Annotated in this window: 17 protein-coding genes; 5 read left to right on the plus strand and 12 right to left on the minus strand. The window is 67.7% G+C overall.

Translation table 11 applies throughout. The features are described from left to right. Positions 1-41: 41 nt before the first annotated feature. The 4 genes from ED92_RS07490 to ED92_RS07505 form a co-directional block, all read right to left on the minus strand. Positions 42-764, minus strand: coding sequence for a DedA family protein (locus ED92_RS07490; RefSeq protein WP_037334559.1), 723 nt, complete (start codon positions 762-764; stop codon positions 42-44). Positions 765-817: 53 nt separating this feature from the next. Beyond that, positions 818-1,198: a hypothetical protein gene (locus ED92_RS07495; RefSeq protein ID WP_037334561.1), complete on the minus strand. Its 381-nt coding sequence runs from the start codon at positions 1,196-1,198 to the stop codon at positions 818-820. Positions 1,199-1,216: 18 nt separating this feature from the next. Next, positions 1,217-2,401: an N-acetylglucosamine-6-phosphate deacetylase gene (gene nagA / locus ED92_RS07500; RefSeq protein ID WP_037334563.1), complete on the minus strand. Its 1,185-nt coding sequence runs from the start codon at positions 2,399-2,401 to the stop codon at positions 1,217-1,219. A gap of 91 nt (positions 2,402-2,492) precedes the next feature. After that, positions 2,493-3,068 (minus strand): SigE family RNA polymerase sigma factor, encoded by a 576-nt coding sequence (locus ED92_RS07505; protein ID WP_007032484.1) that lies wholly within the window; start codon positions 3,066-3,068, stop codon positions 2,493-2,495. 141 nt (positions 3,069-3,209) lie between these two features. Here ED92_RS07505 and ED92_RS07510 point away from each other — a divergent pair, with 141 nt between their 5' ends. Continuing rightward, positions 3,210-3,494, plus strand: a complete 285-nt coding sequence (locus ED92_RS07510; RefSeq protein ID WP_037336197.1) for a YciI family protein — start codon at positions 3,210-3,212, stop codon at positions 3,492-3,494. Positions 3,495-3,498: 4 nt separating this feature from the next. On the opposite strand, the gene ED92_RS07515 is transcribed toward ED92_RS07510, so the two are convergent. The 6 genes from ED92_RS07515 to ED92_RS07540 all read right to left on the minus strand — a co-directional run bounded on the left by ED92_RS07515 (position 3,499) and on the right by ED92_RS07540 (position 9,340). After that, a complete protein-coding gene (locus tag ED92_RS07515) occupies positions 3,499-4,500 on the minus strand; it encodes an oxidoreductase (RefSeq protein ID WP_037334565.1) in 1,002 nt (333 codons plus the stop codon). Continuing rightward, on the minus strand, positions 4,500-5,366 hold the full coding sequence (locus ED92_RS07520; RefSeq protein ID WP_037334567.1) for a metal-dependent hydrolase: 867 nt from the start codon (positions 5,364-5,366) through the stop codon (positions 4,500-4,502). The genes ED92_RS07515 and ED92_RS07520 overlap by 1 nt, the downstream gene beginning before the upstream one ends. Continuing rightward, positions 5,363-6,832: an NAD(P)/FAD-dependent oxidoreductase gene (locus ED92_RS07525; protein ID WP_037334569.1), complete on the minus strand. Its 1,470-nt coding sequence runs from the start codon at positions 6,830-6,832 to the stop codon at positions 5,363-5,365. The genes ED92_RS07520 and ED92_RS07525 overlap by 4 nt, the downstream gene beginning before the upstream one ends. A gap of 79 nt (positions 6,833-6,911) precedes the next feature. Beyond that, on the minus strand, positions 6,912-7,385 hold the full coding sequence (locus ED92_RS07530) for a pyridoxamine 5'-phosphate oxidase family protein (protein ID WP_037334571.1): 474 nt from the start codon (positions 7,383-7,385) through the stop codon (positions 6,912-6,914). Positions 7,386-7,388: 3 nt separating this feature from the next. After that, on the minus strand, positions 7,389-8,279 hold the full coding sequence (locus ED92_RS07535) for an SDR family oxidoreductase (RefSeq protein WP_037334573.1): 891 nt from the start codon (positions 8,277-8,279) through the stop codon (positions 7,389-7,391). 149 nt (positions 8,280-8,428) lie between these two features. Next, complete coding sequence (locus ED92_RS07540; protein ID WP_037334575.1) at positions 8,429-9,340, minus strand: aldo/keto reductase; 912 nt, start codon at positions 9,338-9,340, stop codon at positions 8,429-8,431. A gap of 50 nt (positions 9,341-9,390) precedes the next feature. On the opposite strand from ED92_RS07540, the gene ED92_RS07545 reads away from it, so the two are divergent. The 3 genes from ED92_RS07545 to ED92_RS07555 all read left to right on the plus strand — a co-directional run bounded on the left by ED92_RS07545 (position 9,391) and on the right by ED92_RS07555 (position 12,827). Further along, positions 9,391-10,212, plus strand: a complete 822-nt coding sequence (locus ED92_RS07545; protein ID WP_037334577.1) for an LLM class F420-dependent oxidoreductase — start codon at positions 9,391-9,393, stop codon at positions 10,210-10,212. 83 nt (positions 10,213-10,295) lie between these two features. Continuing rightward, complete coding sequence (gene fbaA, locus ED92_RS07550; protein WP_037334580.1) at positions 10,296-11,324, plus strand: class II fructose-bisphosphate aldolase; 1,029 nt, start codon at positions 10,296-10,298, stop codon at positions 11,322-11,324. Positions 11,325-11,549: 225 nt separating this feature from the next. Further along, on the plus strand, positions 11,550-12,827 hold the full coding sequence (locus ED92_RS07555) for an ATP-binding protein (RefSeq protein WP_052120310.1): 1,278 nt from the start codon (positions 11,550-11,552) through the stop codon (positions 12,825-12,827). Positions 12,828-12,830: 3 nt separating this feature from the next. Here the strand turns inward: ED92_RS07555 and ED92_RS07560 are convergent, their stop codons facing one another. Further along, entirely contained in the window at positions 12,831-14,036 is a 1,206-nt protein-coding gene (locus ED92_RS07560; protein WP_037334584.1) for a hypothetical protein, read from the minus strand. A gap of 395 nt (positions 14,037-14,431) precedes the next feature. Here ED92_RS07560 and ED92_RS07565 point away from each other — a divergent pair, with 395 nt between their 5' ends. Beyond that, positions 14,432-14,839: a DUF3151 domain-containing protein gene (locus tag ED92_RS07565; protein ID WP_037334586.1), complete on the plus strand. Its 408-nt coding sequence runs from the start codon at positions 14,432-14,434 to the stop codon at positions 14,837-14,839. 179 nt (positions 14,840-15,018) lie between these two features. Here the strand turns inward: ED92_RS07565 and ED92_RS07570 are convergent, their stop codons facing one another. Next, positions 15,019-16,245, minus strand: a complete 1,227-nt coding sequence (locus ED92_RS07570) for a lipase family protein (protein WP_037334588.1) — start codon at positions 16,243-16,245, stop codon at positions 15,019-15,021. Between the last annotated feature and the right edge of the window lie 39 nt (positions 16,246-16,284).

Raw genomic sequence — 16,284 nt, forward strand, 5'->3', positions numbered from 1 at the left:
AAATTTCGCAAGGAACGGACCGTTCATGGCACGGAAGCGGGTCAGTCGCGGATGCGCGGGATCTGCTGCGTGACGTCCTCGGCGGTGTCGGCGACGATGCCGGTCGCGGTGTTCCCGTGCTTCTTCTCGCGACGCGCCTTCAGGTACTCGATCACGATCGGCACCACCGAAACGAGCACGATCAGGATGAAGATCGCGTCGACGTTGTCGCGGATGAACGCGACGCCGCCGAGCAGGTGGCCGAGCGCGGTGATCCCGGCGGCCCACAGGATGCCGCCGATGACGGTGTAGGTGAAGTACTTCTTCGGGTCCATCTTGCCGATGCCGGCGATCCAGGTGATGAACGTCCGCACGAACGGCACGAACCGCGCCAGCACGACCGCCTTCGGCCCGTGCTTCTCCAGGAAGGCGTGGGTCTGATCCACGTACTTCTGGTTGAAGAACTTCGAATCCGGCTTGCGGAACAGCCAGGGGCCGACCTTCCAGCCGAGGCCGTACCCGACCGCGTTGCCGAGCAGCGCGGCGACGGTGACCAGCACGCACACCAGCCACAGCGGCGCCTCGATCGAACCGTTCGCGATGAACAGGCCCGCGGTGAACAGGAGCGAGTCACCGGGCAGCACCGGGAAGATGCTGCTCTCGATGAAGATGATCAGGCAGAGCACGGTGATGACCGGAACGGTCAGCCCGCTCAGCAGGTGCTGCGGGTCCAGCCACTCCGGCAGGAGGCCCATCGTCGTCACGTTGTTCTGCGCCAGGATCACACCAAAACGGTACAGGGTGACGCAGAGTGCCTTGACCCGGCGGGAGACCGCGCTCAGATCAGCGTGAGCAGACCGATCACCGAACCGGCGGCGAGCCCCAGTAGGACAGCCAGCAGCAACACCCAGTACGCGGGCAGCGGCGGGCTGCCCGGCGAAGGTGCCGGAGGCGGCGTCGGACGCTCCGCCAACCTGGCCGTTTCCGCGTCTTCCAGCGCGACTCGCTCTCGTTCGAGCGAGTCCGCGCCAGCGCCGGACAACAGGCCGTACTGCAGCGGCAGTTCGTGTTCGCCGGCGGAACCGAGATTACTCTCGGTGTCCGTTTCGACCGGTTTGTCGGTGGTCGTCTCGGAGATCCGCTCCGCCGAAGGGGCGAAGACGGCCTGAGCGCGCAGGGCGTCGGCTAGGAGCTTCTCCGGGTCCTTGGGCTCGCTCATCCGGGACTCCTTTCGCCGCTACCCGTCGCTGACCGACACACCGCCTTCGATGGCGCTGCTCAATGTAGCCGCAGCGTCGTCTTCGACCCACTCGCCCTGACGAAGCACCTTGACCGGCCGCAGGTCGCGGTCGAGCACGACGAGGTCGGCCGCGAGCCCGGCCCGCAGCGAGCCGGTCCGGTCGGCGATGCCGAGCAGTTCGGCGGGGCGGCCGGAGGTCGCGCGGACGGCGTCGAGCAGGTCGATGCCCGCGCCGCGCACGAGGTTGCGGAAGGCCGCGTCCATGGTCAGCGTGCTGCCCGCCAGCGAACCGTTCCCGGCCAGGGTGGCGACGCCGTCGCGGACGTCCACCTCGAGGCGGCCGAGGATGTAGCTGCCGTCGGCGGCGTCGGTGGCCGACATGGCGTCGGTGATGAGCACCGTCCGGCCCTTGCCCGCGTGGTGCGCGGCCAGCCGCAGGACGGTCGGGTGCACGTGGACGAGGTCGCAGATCAGCTCGACGGTGATGCGCTCGTCGTCGAGGAGGGCGCCGATCGGGCCAGGCTCGCGGTGGTGGAGCGGCCGCATGGCGTTGAAGAGGTGTGTCGCGACGGAGGCGCCCGCGTCGATCGCGGGGATGATCTGGTCCTCGACGCCGTCGGTGTGCCCGATGGCGGCGATGACGCCCGATTCGGCCAGTTGCCGGACGGCCTTGATCCCGCCGTGCAGTTCGGGGGCGAGGGTGACCATCCGGATGTCGCCGCGGCCGGCGGCGAGCAAGGCGTTGACCGTCGCCGTGTCCGGCTCGATCAGCGTCGCCGGGTCGTGCGCCCCGCACCGCGCCTTCGAGATGAAGGGTCCTTCAAGGTGAATTCCGGCAAGTTCACCCTCTTGGACCAGCTCACGCAGGGCCGCGATCTGGTCCCTGAGCACCGGGATGGGGTCCGAGACCAGACTGCCGAGCATCGTCGTGGTCCCGTGCCGCCGGTGCGCGCGGACCGCGCGGAACAGCTCCTCGGGGTTCGCACTGGAGAACGATCCGCCCCCACCGCCGTGGCAGTGCGTGTCGACGAAGCCCGGGACGACCAGGCACCCGTCCACATCCACGCGGTCGATGTCCGGGGGTGTCCCGGAACCGACTTGGACGATCTGGCCGCCGGCGATAGCCAGCCAGCCGTCGTCGAGTACACGGTCCGGGGCGACGACCCGGCCGCCCACGATCACGAAATCTCCGGCGCCTCTCACGCCCCCCAGCATATATTGGTCTGGACCAAGCATGGCGGCACAACCCAGCGGTCGAGATGAAGGCCGGGCATCAGTTCGGTGACTGCATCGCTTTCTGCAGTGCTTCGAGCGCCCGGCTGGCGGTTGACTTAACGGTACCTTTCGAAATCCCGGCGGCCTCCGAGATTTCGGCCTCACTCAGCCCACCGTAGTAACGGAGGACCAAAACCTCGCGCTGGCGAGGGGGCAGTTTGGACAAAGCGCTCACAACGGCCTGATGTTCACTCGACAGCATGGCGAGGCTTTCGGCCGAACGCGCGTTGACGGCGTGCGGCGCGACGTACTCGCGCGCGGTCTTGCGGCGGCGCAGCACGCTGCGTGAGCCGTTGACCACGGCGGTGCGCAGGTAGCCGACGGCCGCGGCGGCGTCGCGCAGGCGCCCCCAGTTGCGGTGCAGCCCGGTGAAGGCCTCCTGGACGACGTCTTCGGCGGTCGCCGGTTCGTCCACGAGCAGGATGGCCAGCCGGACGAGCCGCATCCGGTGCTGGCGATAGAGATCCTCAAGGGTCAGCGGTGCCGCAGGCGGCGGTGGCGTGACCGGTCCGTCCATGGTGCGCAAGTGGCCGAGGGTCGCCTCGACACTGCGTTCCGCATTGCCCTCGAGCATGTACCCCTACCTGTTCATTTACCCCTTTGAAGCACAACCTGTGCATGGCGCTCGATCAGCGTATCGGGTGGGGTGACGGTCCTGCCTGATCGGATCCTGAGAAGCTGGGAGGCGTCTGTCGGAACGACCTTGGAGATGTCGATGGCCTGGTTCCTGGTGGAGATCACGTACGTGCAGGAGAAGCTGGCGGACGTGCGTCCCCGGCACCGGAAGTTCCTCACCGACCTCGCGGACCAGGGCGTCGTCGCGCTCGGCGGCCCGCTGGGCGACGGCTCCGGAGGCATCTCGATGTACCAGGCGGCCGACGAGGCGGCGTTGATGGAGATCATCGACCAGGATCCGTACCACCTCGAAGGGGTCGTGGCGAAGCGGACCGTGCGCGAGTTCAAGCCGGTGATCGGCGCCTGGATCCCGAAGGAAGACTGACGGGTCAGAGATCGAGGGTGACCGGCTCGCGTTCGACGCAGACCCGGACGCGGTCGCCGGTCACCGTCGGCAGCTCGCACGTCCCGCAAAACCCCTGCCGGCACGAATAAGCGATGCCGGGCACGGTCTCGCGCAGGACGTCGAGGGTCGACCGGTCGGCGGGCACGTCCAGCGTCACGCCGCTGCGCGCGAGTTCGACGCGGAACGGCTTGCCGCCGACGATCGGCGGCGTCGAGAACCGTTCGAAGAACACGGGTCCCGAGTCGCGCAGCGCCGCGTCCGTCCGGACGCTCACGATCATCGGAACCGGGCCGCAGCAGTAGATCGGGGCACTCTTCGGTGCCCCTTCGAGCAATTCCGCGCCCGATGCGGGGATCCCGTAGTCCGTGTCCGGCCGGATCCACACCCGGTCCTCGAATTCGGACAATTCCTCCAGGAACGGCATCGAAGCCTCGTCGCGACCGGTGTAGACCAGTCGCCAATCCGCGCCCGAAGCGGCCGCCTGCCGCACCATCGGCAGGATCGGCGTGATCCCGATACCGCCCGCGATGAACAGATACGCCGGGCTCTCGACGAACGGGAAGGCGTTGCGCGGGCCGCGCCCGGTGATCCGCGCGCCCTTCTTCAGCGCGTGCATCGCCGTCGATCCCTCGCCGAGCAACCGGACTCCGACGCGGTAGGCCGAGCGGTCGTCCGGGTCACCGCACAGGGAGTACTGCCGGACCAGACCCGGCAGCGGCGAGAGATCGACATGCGCGCCGGGCCGCCACCGGGGCAGCGGCTCGCCGCGTTCGTGCACCAGCCGCAGGACGGCGACGCCGTCCGCCTGGGCGCGGAGGTCGTCGACGACCAGCGGGAGGTCACGGTCGACGGCGACCACAGGCGGACGGCGACGGCCGCTCACCCCGCTGAGCCTGCGGTACAGCGCGACGACACCGGTCAGCGACGCCATCGCGCGGTCGGTGCGCCCGCTGCCGTCGAGCCGCAGCGGCCTCGGCGGTGTCATCACCGGGGTTCGTCGGCGGCCAGCGCGGCCGGAGAGCTCGCGAGGTACGCGACGGCCTGATCGGTGTTGCCGGTTTCGGTGGGGTGGTAGGACTTCCGGAAGTACGGCCGGATCTCGCGCCGCAGCTGCTTGCCCGAAGGCAGAAGCCCGAGCTTCGCCACGCGCAGATAGGTCCGGAAACTCGCCTTGCCCGGCCGGGTCGGGTCGTTCTTCATGAGGAACCTGGTGCCCCGCAAGAAGACCCACGCGAGCACCGGTGTCACCACGAGCATGCTGCGCACGCGGCGCGCGTAGCGGCCGTCGAGGTGCATGAACAGATCGAAGGCGACCGAGCGGTGCTCGACCTCTTCGGCGCCGTGCCAGCGCAGGAGATCCAGCATCGTCGGATCGGCGCCCGCCTTGTCGAGCGCTTCGGCATCGAGGATCCACTGGCCGAGGAACGCGGTGTAGTGCTCGATCGCGGCGATGACGGCGAGCCGTTCGATCAGCCACTCTTCGCGCCGCTTGGCGGAAAGCTCACGGTCGCCGAGCAGACGGCGGAACATCCACTCCATCTGCGCGATGTACGGTCGCACGTGGACGCCCGCGGCTTCGAGGTGTTCCGCCGCGCCGTCGTGCGCCTCGGCGTGCATGGCCTCCTGGCCGATGAAGCCGAGGACGTCCTCCTTGAGCCGCTCATCGCGGATCAGCGGGACGGCCTGCTTGAACACCTCGACGAACCAGCGTTCCCCCTCCGGCAGCGCCAGGTGCAGCACGTTGATCGTGTGCGTCGCCTGCGGTTCGCCGGGGATCCAGTGCATCGGCAGCGACGCCCAGTCGAACTCGACGTCGCGGGCGTGCAGGACGATCTGCTCGTGGTCGGTCACGACGACCTCCCGCTGAGTTCGTAGTCGCTGGCGTCGACCTTGCGGGTGTCGAGCCAGTAGCGCCAGGTGAAGCCCGGCCAGATCGTGCGGTTGACGCCCTTCGCGTCGAGGTACCAGCTCTTGCAGCCGCCCTGGGTCCACACGCCCTTGACGAGTTTGTCCTGGATCTCGCGCTGGAACTTCTCCTGCACGCCGGGGCGGACGTCGAGCGCGGCGGCGCCCCGCGAGTCGGCGAGCTTGATCGCGTCGACGACGTACCGCGCCTGCGACTCGATCATGAAGACCACGGAGTTGTGGCCCAGCGCGGTGTTCGGGCCGAGGAGGAAGAACAGGTTGGGGAAACCGGCGACGTTGATGCCCTTGTGCGTGCGCATCCCCTCGGTGGCCCATTCCTTGGCGAGGTCGCGGCCGTCGATCCCGGTGATGTCCAGGTATTCCAAGGCATCCGTGACCTTGAAACCGGTGCCGTAGATGATCGCGTCGACCTCGTGCTCGACGCCGTTCCCATCGACGATGCTGTGCGCCTTGACCTCTCGCACGCCTTCGGTGTTGACGTCCACATTGGATCGATTGATCGCCGGGTAGTAGTCGTTGGAGATCAGCACCCGCTTGCAGCCCATGGTGTAGTCCGGGGTGACCTTCTTGCGCAGCTTCGGATCCTTGATGGCCTTGCCGATGTGGCGCTTCGCGATCACCTCGCCGGCCTTCATGATCGCGGGGTGACCGTTGAAGCCGACGGCGCGCACTTCGAGGAACCAGTACAGCGCGTTGCGGTAAAGCCGTTGCACGCCGGGGATCCGACGGAAGGCGGTCTTGGCCCAGCCCGGCATGGCGTGGTCGGGCTTCGGCATGATCCACGGCGGCGTGCGCTGGAACAGCGTCAGCTCGTCGACCTCGGGCGCGATCTTCGGGACGAACTGGATCGCGCTCGCGCCGGTGCCGACCACGGCGACCTTCTTGCCGCGCAGGTCGTACTCGTGGTTCCACTGCGCCGAATGCCAGGTCTGGCCCTTGAACTTCTCGATCCCGGGGAGCTGGGGCACCTGCGGGATGTGCAGGCCGCCGACGCCGGAGACCAGGAACTGGGCCTCGAACTCACCCGACTTGGTGTGCACGTGCCAGCGGCGTGCGGTGTCGTCCCAGGTGGCGCCGGTGAGCTCGACCCCGAAGCGGATCTTGCGCCGCAGCCGGTACTTGTCGGTGACGTCCTTCAGGTACTGGAAGATCTCGGGGGCGGGCGAGAACGACCGCGACCAGTCCGGGTTCTGCTCGTAGGAGAACGAGTACATGTGGGACTGCACGTCGCAGGCGCAGCCGGGGTACGAGTTGTCGCGCCACGTACCGCCGACTTCGTCCGCCTTCTCCAGGATCACGTAGTCGGAGATCCCGGCCTTTTCGAGCTGGATGGCCTGGCCGAGCCCGGAGAATCCGGTGCCCACGATCACGACCTTGAATCGCTCGGTCATCTGCGCCCTCCACGTCGAGGCTTTCTTGCGCAGATGACGTTACCTGAAGTAACAGTTACTTGCTAGTACTACCTACCCGTCAGTACGTGCCACCGAGTTTCGTGTGGTCCCAGCTGACGATCTTGGTGGGCCGGAAAATCAGCCCGATCCGCTTCGGGGCCTGCTTGCCGATGAAGCCGGACAGCTCGTCGGGCACCGGGTCCCCGGGCTTCGCGCCCGCGTACCGCTGCATGAGGCTGATACCCATCCGGGTGACCACGGCCGTATCGGTGATGACCTCGACGTCGGCTTCGAGGGAGACCCCGCGCAGCTTCTCGTAGCTCTCGCCGTCCTCGATGAGCACGGTGGCACGGGGGTCTCGCTCCAGGTTCTTCGCCTTCTGGGACGTGCCGTAGGTCCAGGTCGCGACGCCGGACTCGTACGGGTAGTACCAGAGCGGCGCCAGATGCGGGCGGCCGTTCGGGCCGATCGTCGCGACGTTGATGACCTTCTGCTCGTCGAGGTAGGCGGCGAGTTCGTCCGGTGACATGCGGATCTGGTCGCGACGGGACATACGTCAGCCCTTTCGTGTGGCGGCCCGGCCTGCCTGGCCGGTCACTGAAGATTCGTACGCCCCGCGCTCTTTGATGTCCATGAGCGCGGCGGCGTCGGCCTTCTTGATCCGGCCCTTCGCGCCGATCTCGATGATCGGCGGCAGGAACGCGCGGATCAGCTTCAGGCCGCCGACCCAGCGGGGAACGTGCACGGTGCGGGCGCGTTTGTTGACCCCGGCCTGCAGGTGGTCGAGCGCGACGGACAGCGGGTAGGTCTTGCCGAGCAGGCCGGGCATGCCGGCGCGGAGCTTGCCGAAGACCGGGTGCTGGTCGGCGCTCTCGACGAGGTCGGTGCGGATCCAGGTGGGGTGCGCGACACCGACCTTCACGCCGAGGTGGGCGACTTCGGCGCGGAAGCTGTTGCAGAACGCCTCGACGCCCGCCTTCGCGGCGGCGTAGTTCGCCATGCCGGGCGCGTGGGTGATCGCGGCCAGCGAGGAGATCGCGAGCAGGTAGCCCTTGCGGTCGATGACATGCGGAAGGGTGACGCGGAAGGTGCGCCAAACGCCCAGGAGGTCGACCTCGATGACCTTCTCGAAGGCGGCCGGATCCACCGACCGGACGAAACCGGAGGTCGCGATGCCGGCGTTCGCGATGACGATGTCGATCCCGCCGAAGTGCTCGACGACGCCCGCGGTGGCGCGTTCGAGGTCGTCCCAGCTGGTGACGTCGGCTTCCCACGCGTGCGCGCTGGGGCCGATCTTGTCGGCGACCGCCTGCTGTTCCTTGGCTTCGATGCCGACCAGGGCGACCTTCGCGCCCTGCGCGGCCAGGCGCTCGGCGAGTCCCGCGCCGATGCCCCTCGCGGCGCCGGTGATCAGGACGACCTTGCCGTTCACGCTGTTCTTGGCCACGTTGCCTCCTCGTCCGAGCCCTAAGGCTTTCGGACGGTACCTCAACCTACCCGGAGTAAGCTACCCGCAAGTAAGTCCGCGTTTCGTCCTCTGAATGCGGTAGTTCGTGGTGCCAACTACCGCGTTCAGAGGACGAAACGCGGGAGGGGTCAGCGCGAGGCGGCGGTAAGGGCGTCGACCTCCTCGGTGGTCAGCGCGAGGTCGACGGCGGGAAGGAGGTCGTTCAGCTGCTCGACCGAGCGGGCGCTCGCGATGGGCGCGGTGACGGTCGGCTGTGCGAACAGCCAGGCAAGGGAAACCGCGGCGACCGGGACGCCGCGCGAGGCCGCGACCTCGTCGAGCGCCGCGAGCACCCGCTCGCCCCGTTCGTCCAAATAGGACGATGCGCGGGCGGCGCGCGGGCTGTCCCCGAGGTCGTCCTTCGACCGGTACTTCCCGGCGAGGAAACCCTTGGCCAGCGAGAAATACGGCAGCGTGGTCAGGCCTTCGCGCTCGACCGTCGGCGCCAGGTCCTGCTCGTAGTCCCGCTCGACGAGGTTGTAGTGCGGCTGCAGCGCGACGTACTTCGCCAGCCCCTCGCGGTCCGAAATGGACAGTGCTTCGCTCAGTCGCTCGGCGGAGTAGTTCGACGCCGCGACGTAGCGCACCTTGCCCGAGCGAACGAGCGCGTCGAAGGCCCGCACCGTCTCCTCGACCGGGGTGTCCGGATCGTCGATGTGCGCGTAGTAGAGGTCGATGTGATCGGTGCGAAGCCGTCGCAGCGAGTCTTCGGCCGCCGCCGCGATGTTCGCCGCCGACAGCCCCTTGCGCTGCTCCCACATGCCGGTCTTGGTCGCGATGACGACGTCGTCACGGCGCCCGCGTTTGGCCAGCCAGTCGCCGATGATCGTCTCGGAACCGCCTTGGGAGTACAGGTCGGCGGTGTCGATGAAGTTGCCGCCCGCCGCCGTGTAGGCGTCGAGGACGGCGAAGGACTGCTCCTCGTCCGCGGTCCAGCCGAAGACGTTGCCGCCGAGGTTGATCCCACGGACGTCGAGGTCGGTGTTCCCGAGTTTCGCCATGGTTCGAACATAAGGGAAGACATCGCCCGCCCGTGGTGTTGGCTCGGAACATGGGAATCGAACTCGGCAGGATCGGCATCTGGCAGCACGAATCCGTCTTCACCCCGGAGATCGCCCGTGAGCTGGAAGAACTCGGCTACGGCGCGATCTGGCTGGGCGGCTCACCGGACGGCGACCTCGTGAAGGCGGAGGAGCTGCTCGACGCCACGAAGACGATCAAGGTGGCCACCGGCATCGTCAACATCTGGAAGGACGACGCGGCCACGGTCGCCGAGTCGTACAAGCGCATCGAGGCGAAGCACCCGGGCCGCTTCCTGCTCGGGATCGGGGCCGGGCACCGCGAGCACACCGCCGAGTTCAAGAAGCCGTACACGGCGCTGGTCGAGTACCTCGACGCTCTCGACGCCGCCGGGGTGCCGGTCGAAGGCCGCGTTCTCGCCGCTCTCGGCCCGAAGGTGATCAAACTCGCAGGAGACCGCACAGCGGGAGCCCACCCGTACCTGATGACGCCCGAGCACACCCGTCAGGCACGCGAGATCCTCGGCGAAGGACCGCTGCTCGCGCCGGAGCAGAAGATCGTCCTCGAGGCCGATCCGGCGAAGGCCCGCGAGATCGGACGGCCGAGCGTCAAGTTCTACCTCGGTCTCGTCAACTACACGAACTCCCTGCGGAAACTCGGTTTCACCGACGAGGACCTGGCGGGCGAGGGCAGCGACAAGCTGATCGACGCGCTGGCCGTCCACGGCGACGCCGAGACGGTCGCCCGCGGCGTCACCGCGCATATCGAGGCCGGGGCGGACCACGTCAACATCCAGGTACTGAACTCCGACCCCCTGCCGGTCTACCGGGCGCTCGCCGCGGTCCTCCTCTGACGCGACGGCTGTAGGCACCTCCCGGCCGACCTCGTACGATGCGGCCGAGAGGTGCACCAGCCTGCTTCGAGGAGGAGTAAACGATGCCCATCGCCACCCCCGAGGTCTACGCGGAGATGCTCGACCGGGCGAAGGCGAACGAATTCGCCTACCCGGCCATCAACGTGACCTCGTCGGAGACCCTGAACGCCGCCATCCGCGGGTTCGCCGAGGCGGAGAGCGACGGGATCATCCAGTTCTCCACCGGCGGCGCGGAGTTCGCGTCCGGCCAGAAGGTCAAGGACATGGTGACCGGTTCGGTCGCGCTCGCCGAGTTCGCCCAGGTCGTCGCCGCCAAGTACGACGTGAACGTCGCGCTGCACACCGACCACTGCCCGAAGGACAAGCTCGACGGCTTCGTCCGCCCGCTGATCGAGATCTCCGCGGAGCGGGTCAAGAACGGCCAGAACCCGCTGTTCCAGAGCCACATGTGGGACGGTTCCGCGATCGACCTCGACGAGAACCTCGAGATCGCGCAGGAGCTGCTCGCCAAGGCCGCGGCCGCGAACATCATCCTCGAGGTCGAGATCGGCGTCGTCGGCGGCGAAGAAGACGGCGTCGAGGCCGAGATCAACGAGAAGCTGTACACCGCCGAGGGCGACTTCCTGAAGACGATCGACGCGCTGGGTTCCGGCGAGAACGGCCGCTACCTGCTGGCCGCGACCTTCGGCAACGTGCACGGCGTCTACAAGCCCGGCAACGTGAAGCTGCGCCCGGACGTGCTCAAGGGCGGCCAGGAGGCGGCGGCGAAGAAGCTCGGCCTCCCGGCGGGCTCGAAGCCGTTCGAGCTGGTCTTCCACGGCGGTTCCGGCTCGCTGCCGGAGGAGATCCGCGAGGCGGTGTCCTACGGCGTCGTGAAGATGAACGTCGACACCGACACGCAGTACGCCTTCACCCGGCCCATCGCGGACCACTTCTTCAAGAACTACGACGGCGTCCTGAAGATCGACGGCGAGGTCGGCAACAAGAAGGTCTACGACCCGCGTAGCTACCTGAAGGCCGCCGAGGCCGGCATGGCCGCGCGCGTCGTCGAGGCCGCTCAGTCGCTGGGCTCGGCCGGCAAGAAGCTCTGACCTTCCCGCATTTCGTCCTCTGAATGCGGAAGTACGTGAAGGCCCCCTTCCTTGCGTTAGACGCAAGGAAGGGGGCCTTCACGTACTCGGAGCGTGGCTGAGGCCAGCGGTTTCAAGATCGGCAAAATGTCGGTCACTTGCGCTGTGGAATGTCGGTTCACCTGGTCGTGAAATGTCGGTCGAGGGTACTGTGAGATGTACACGACCTCCGGCATTCGAGGAGCTATGGCCGAATCGGACCTGGTACGCGCCAGTTGTGCCGTCGCAGAGGAGTACCTGGCGAGCTTTCGCGTCGTGATCCTCAACGGCCCGCGTCAGGCCGGTAAGACGACCATGCTCAGGCATCTGCACCGGCGGCACGGTGGTACCTCGTTCAACCTCGACGACGAGCAACTTCTGCAAGCGGCCATCGAGGACCCCGTCGGATTCGCCGGTACCGGCCCGGAGCCCAGGCTCATCGATGAGGTGCAACGGGCAGGGGACCCGCTGATCAGAGCGATCAAGGCGGAGGTCGACGCGGAGAACGGGCCAGGACGCTACGTCCTGGCCGGGTCCACCAGGTTCCTGGCGACTCCCAGTCTTTCGGAGTCCCTGGCGGGCAGGGGCGTCGTCGTCGATGTGTGGCCGTTCTCGCAGGGGGAGTTCGAGGGGCGGTTCGAGCGGTTCATCGATGTCGCTTTCGACGAACCCGGCCGTTTGCTCGGCCTCGGTCCCGCGAGCGTCGATCGCGCGGACTACTTCGAGCGGATCTGTCGCGGAGGTTTTCCCGAACCCGCGCTTCTCGGCGGCGCGCGTGCGCGTAAAGCCTGGTTCCGTGCCGATGTGCAGGCCATCGCGGAGCGCGACATCCGGGAGATGTCCAGGGTCAATGAACCCAGCGCGATGACGGCCTTGCTGGCTTACCTGGCCTCCATCACAGCGCAAGAGCACAACAGCGTGAACACGTCGACCAGGACAGGCCTTCACCGCACCACGGTGAACAAGTACGTCGAGTTGCTCGAAGCGGTGTTCCTGGTCCACCGGCTCCCGGCGTGGTCGCGAAATCTGACGTCCCGGGCGGTGAAACACGCCAAGTTGCACCTCACCGACACGGGACTCGCCGCTTCTTTGCTGGGCGTGTCACCGGAATCCCTGGCGAAGCCCGTGGCGCCGACCCGTGGCCCCCTTGTCGAGACCTTCATCGTCAATGAACTGGCCAAGCAAGCGACGTGGAGCGAAGCCGAGGTTCGGCTGCACCACTGGCGAGTGAGCGGTGGCGCGGAGGTCGACGTGGTCATGGAACGGGACGACGGGCAGGTTGTCGGCATCGAAGCGAAGGCGCGAGACACCGTGACCGCGGCGGATTTCCGCGGCCTCGCCCAGTTGAGAGACCTTCTCGGTGATCAGTTCACGCAAGGAATCGTCTTGCACACGGGGAGCCAGGGCGCCATCAGCTTCGGTGATCGGCTGATGGCGCTCCCGCTCGATTCCTTGTGGCGGGCCGGGCACGATCCAGCGACGTGAGACTTAGGCGGCGCGTGCGCGACGCTTCTCCAGCACCGAGTTCATCGCCCGCGTCCCCGGCCCGGCGGCGGCCCACAGCACGCCGACCCCGACCAGGCAGACCGCGGCCGTCCAGTAGGCCACCGGCGGCGCGGACTCCGTGTGCGCGTCACCGAGGATCCACGGCCGGAACTGCGACTGCACCCACAACATCCCGTAGCCGAAGGCGGTCACCAGCAGCGCGCCCGCGCCCGCCGTCAGCATCGGATGCCCCCGCCCGATGCGGAACGCCAGGTCGACGGCGAGCCCGACGGCCAGCAGATAGAACGGCACGACCGAGACCGGGAAGCCCATCCCGAGCAGCAGCGGCCACATCACCAGCCGGTACGCGAGGTACGCGGCGGCGACCGTCGTACCCGCCCAGCGGAAACCGGTCGTGTGCCGCGCCAGCGCGAAGATCAGCGCCATCACGCCGATGCCCCACAGCGGGTACACCCAGTCGTCGATCGGCATCGTGAAGTACTCGACGGCGACCCGGTCGACCGGATGCCCGATCTGGTTGGCGGCGAAGTTCAGCAGCTCGGGCTCCGCCTCGGGCGTGCCGCGTTCCCAGGCGCGCAGGCCGAGGATGCCGTACTCCTGCTGACCGTTCGGGAAGAACGTGTTCTCGAGGAAGAAGGCCCACAGTCCGATCAGGACACCGGTGCGCAGACGGCCGGGCTTGGCGTACTTGAGCCAGCCCATGATCACACCGGCCTGCATGATGCCCGTTCCGATGTAGAGCATCATGTGCGACGGGCTCCACGCGGTCAGGTCGAGACCGTTGACGCGGTGGTTGATGACGTCCAGCGGCGCCGCGATGAGGAACACCACGAGCCCGATCTGCATCAGCCGCAGCGAACGCCGGTCGGCGCCCATGCCGGTGTAGCTGTGGATCGCCACCAGCACCATGATGATCACCGTGCCGACGGTGTTGATCAGGTGCGGCGGGGCGAGGTCGTCACGCAGCCACATGAAATGCCACGACATGTCCCAGGACGAGCCCACCAGTTTGAAGGCGAACGCGGCCAGCCACATCGAGTAGCAGAAGTTCAGCACCCAGTCCGGCGTCGCCTGTCCCGGCGCGCCGCGGTGCCAATGGAGCTTGAAGAACAGCCTCGTCTTCGCGATCGGGCTGCGGGGGATGACACCCGGCGAAAGGTCCCCGGTCACTTCTGTCGCCTTTGTCATGCGGGCCATCTTCCCTGCTCCAGATCACGGGATGGGCATTTGGGGTCGAAAATCGGGGTTCACCCGTAGGGGTGGTGGATTTGCGACCGGCGTGCGAAACAGGGCAAGGTGTGCCGCCATGATGCCGAAACGACTCGTCGCGGCGGTCCTCGTCGCCGCTCTGGTGCTGGCCGGTGGGGGCATTCTCGGGAGCCTGTTCTTCTGATCACAGCGCTGCTGATCGCGCGCTGACGAAAGCTCGCCGAAGGGGCGCCTTTGTCCGGCGACGGTCGCGTGCTCCGAGATGCGCCCCTTCATCGAACTTTCGTGGCCTTCGGCCGACAGAGGGCGCGCGATGTGAAGTCTCCGTCGGGCGCGGGGCGCCCTTGGGGAGACGGGTCGGCACAATGGCCCGTATGACGAACCTCCTCGGCCCCCAGCCGACGCATCTCCCCGAGCACACCGCCGCGCAGGCGGCGCTGGATGCCGGGACCGATCCGGCCGCCGTCGCCGCCGAGCACCCCGACTACAGCGAGGCGTGGGCCGCCCTCGCCGAGAAGGCGCTCGACGCGGGCGAGACCGTCGCCGCTTACGCGTACGCCCGCACCGGTTACCACCGCGGTCTCGACCAGCTTCGCCGCGCGGGCTGGAAGGGACACGGGCCGGTGCCGTGGTCGCACCGTCCGAACCAGGGTTTTCTGCGTTCCCTCGCCGTCCTCGGCAAGGCCGCCGGCAAGATCGGCGAGACCGAGGAGTACGACCGCTGCAAGACGTTCCTGAGCGACTCGGACCCCGCCGCCGCGGAAGCCACCGGCCTCAAGTGACGTCGTGAGTGGCGATTCGGGTTCTAACCCGAATCGCCACTCACGACCACCTGGACCGATCGGCCGCGCTCACGTGATCGAAGCCGGAACACCCGAGTGCGGCCTCAAGTGACGTGTCATGAAAGGGCCGTTCAGGACAAAAGATGTCCTGAACGGCCCTTTCATGACACTCGGCAGCGCTAGAAGAGGCCGCAGTTCCCGAAGGCCGGCAGTCCCGCGAAGCGTCCCTCAAGCCAAGCGAAGGCCTCCGGGAACGCCCGGATCGCCCCGCCCACGTGCGTCGGAACCAGCGAAGTCGAGAACTGCACCTTCGCACCCTTCGCGCACCACGAGCGCGCCATGGTCCGTCCCTGCGCGTAGGGGACGATGTCGTCGAGAGCACTGTGGACGACCAGCGTCGGCGCGCCCGGCTTACGCGCACCGATGAGCTGCTCGCCGACTCGCGTCTTGTACGGCTCTTCGCCGAGGTAAGCCGTCAGCGGCCGACCGTCCTTCGTCAGGTCCTTCGACTGCGTGAACGCGTGCGCGAAGATCGCGTCCACAGTGCACTCCTGCTTGACCTTCTCGAACGCTTCGGCGCCCTTCGCGTTCAGCAGGGACGGGATGTTCAGCTCCGGGTACGCCGCGTCCATGCTGACCATCGTGAAGCCGAGGAACCCGAACGCGTAGTGCCCGTCGATGTTCTTGCCGACTTCGGCCAGGTCGGCCGGGACGGCGCCCGCGTACGAGCCCTTCAGCTTGAGTTCGGGCGCGTACGAGGGCTGCAGTTCGGCGGCCGACGCCGACGCCCCGCCGCCCTGCGAGTAGCCCGCGGTCGCGACCGGGCCGTTGTCCGGCAGGTTCGCTTCGGGCAGGCGCTGCGCCGCGCGGATCGAGTCGAGGACGGCGTTGCCCTCGGCGACGCGGTTGACGTACGTGTGGACGCCGGGAGTGCCGAGGCCCTCGTAGTCGGTGACGACGACGCCGTAGCCGCGAAGCAGCAGCCCGGCGATGAAGGGGCCTTCGTACTCCATGCCCGCCGAGAGGGCTTTCGACGGCGCGCACTGGTCGCCGACGCCCTGTGTCCCGGCCGCGTAGCCGATGACCGGCCGTTCGCCCGCGCCGGTCCACGCCTTCTTGGGGGTGAGGACGGTGCCGGTCACGGCGTTGGCCCGGCCGTGGGTGTCGGTGCTGCGGTACATGATGCGCTGAACGTCCGCGTCGGCCTTGATGAGTTTCACGGGATCGACGTAGAAGGTGGACGGCTCGTGCCGGATGATGTCGCCGGGAGCACCCGCGGGCAGTGGCGACGGGGGATCGTAGAAGGACGGGGCGGCGCCGGCCTGCTGTGCCCCGAAGGTCAGCAGGGCCGCGATGGTGGCCGCTGAGACGGCGGCGGACACACCGCGCCGGGATCCTGGACGCATGCTTGCTCCTCGTTGAGCACAAACATTTTCGACAGACGT

This window comes from Amycolatopsis sp. MJM2582 (assembly GCF_000754115.1).
Classification (GTDB): Bacteria; Actinomycetota; Actinomycetes; order Mycobacteriales; family Pseudonocardiaceae; genus Amycolatopsis; species Amycolatopsis japonica.

What these genes read in the sequence shown, in the direction of transcription:
- ED92_RS07495 (WP_037334561.1), bottom strand. Translation starts at nt 1,198, where the DNA reads ATGAGCGAGCCCAAGGACCCGGAGAAGCTCCTAGCCGACGCCCTGCGC.
- ED92_RS07505 (WP_007032484.1), bottom strand. Translation starts at nt 3,068, where the DNA reads ATGCTCGAGGGCAATGCGGAACGCAGTGTCGAGGCGACCCTCGGCCAC.
- ED92_RS07510 (WP_037336197.1), top strand. Translation starts at nt 3,210, where the DNA reads ATGGCCTGGTTCCTGGTGGAGATCACGTACGTGCAGGAGAAGCTGGCG.
- ED92_RS07515 (WP_037334565.1), bottom strand. Translation starts at nt 4,500, where the DNA reads ATGACACCGCCGAGGCCGCTGCGGCTCGACGGCAGCGGGCGCACCGAC.
- ED92_RS07525 (WP_037334569.1), bottom strand. Translation starts at nt 6,832, where the DNA reads ATGACCGAGCGATTCAAGGTCGTGATCGTGGGCACCGGATTCTCCGGG.
- ED92_RS07530 (WP_037334571.1), bottom strand. Translation starts at nt 7,385, where the DNA reads ATGTCCCGTCGCGACCAGATCCGCATGTCACCGGACGAACTCGCCGCC.
- ED92_RS07540 (WP_037334575.1), bottom strand. Translation starts at nt 9,340, where the DNA reads ATGGCGAAACTCGGGAACACCGACCTCGACGTCCGTGGGATCAACCTC.
- ED92_RS07545 (WP_037334577.1), top strand. Translation starts at nt 9,391, where the DNA reads ATGGGAATCGAACTCGGCAGGATCGGCATCTGGCAGCACGAATCCGTC.
- fbaA (WP_037334580.1), top strand. Translation starts at nt 10,296, where the DNA reads ATGCCCATCGCCACCCCCGAGGTCTACGCGGAGATGCTCGACCGGGCG.
- ED92_RS07555 (WP_052120310.1), top strand. Translation starts at nt 11,550, where the DNA reads ATGGCCGAATCGGACCTGGTACGCGCCAGTTGTGCCGTCGCAGAGGAG.
- ED92_RS07560 (WP_037334584.1), bottom strand. Translation starts at nt 14,036, where the DNA reads ATGACAAAGGCGACAGAAGTGACCGGGGACCTTTCGCCGGGTGTCATC.
- ED92_RS07565 (WP_037334586.1), top strand. Translation starts at nt 14,432, where the DNA reads ATGACGAACCTCCTCGGCCCCCAGCCGACGCATCTCCCCGAGCACACC.
- ED92_RS07570 (WP_037334588.1), bottom strand. Translation starts at nt 16,245, where the DNA reads ATGCGTCCAGGATCCCGGCGCGGTGTGTCCGCCGCCGTCTCAGCGGCC.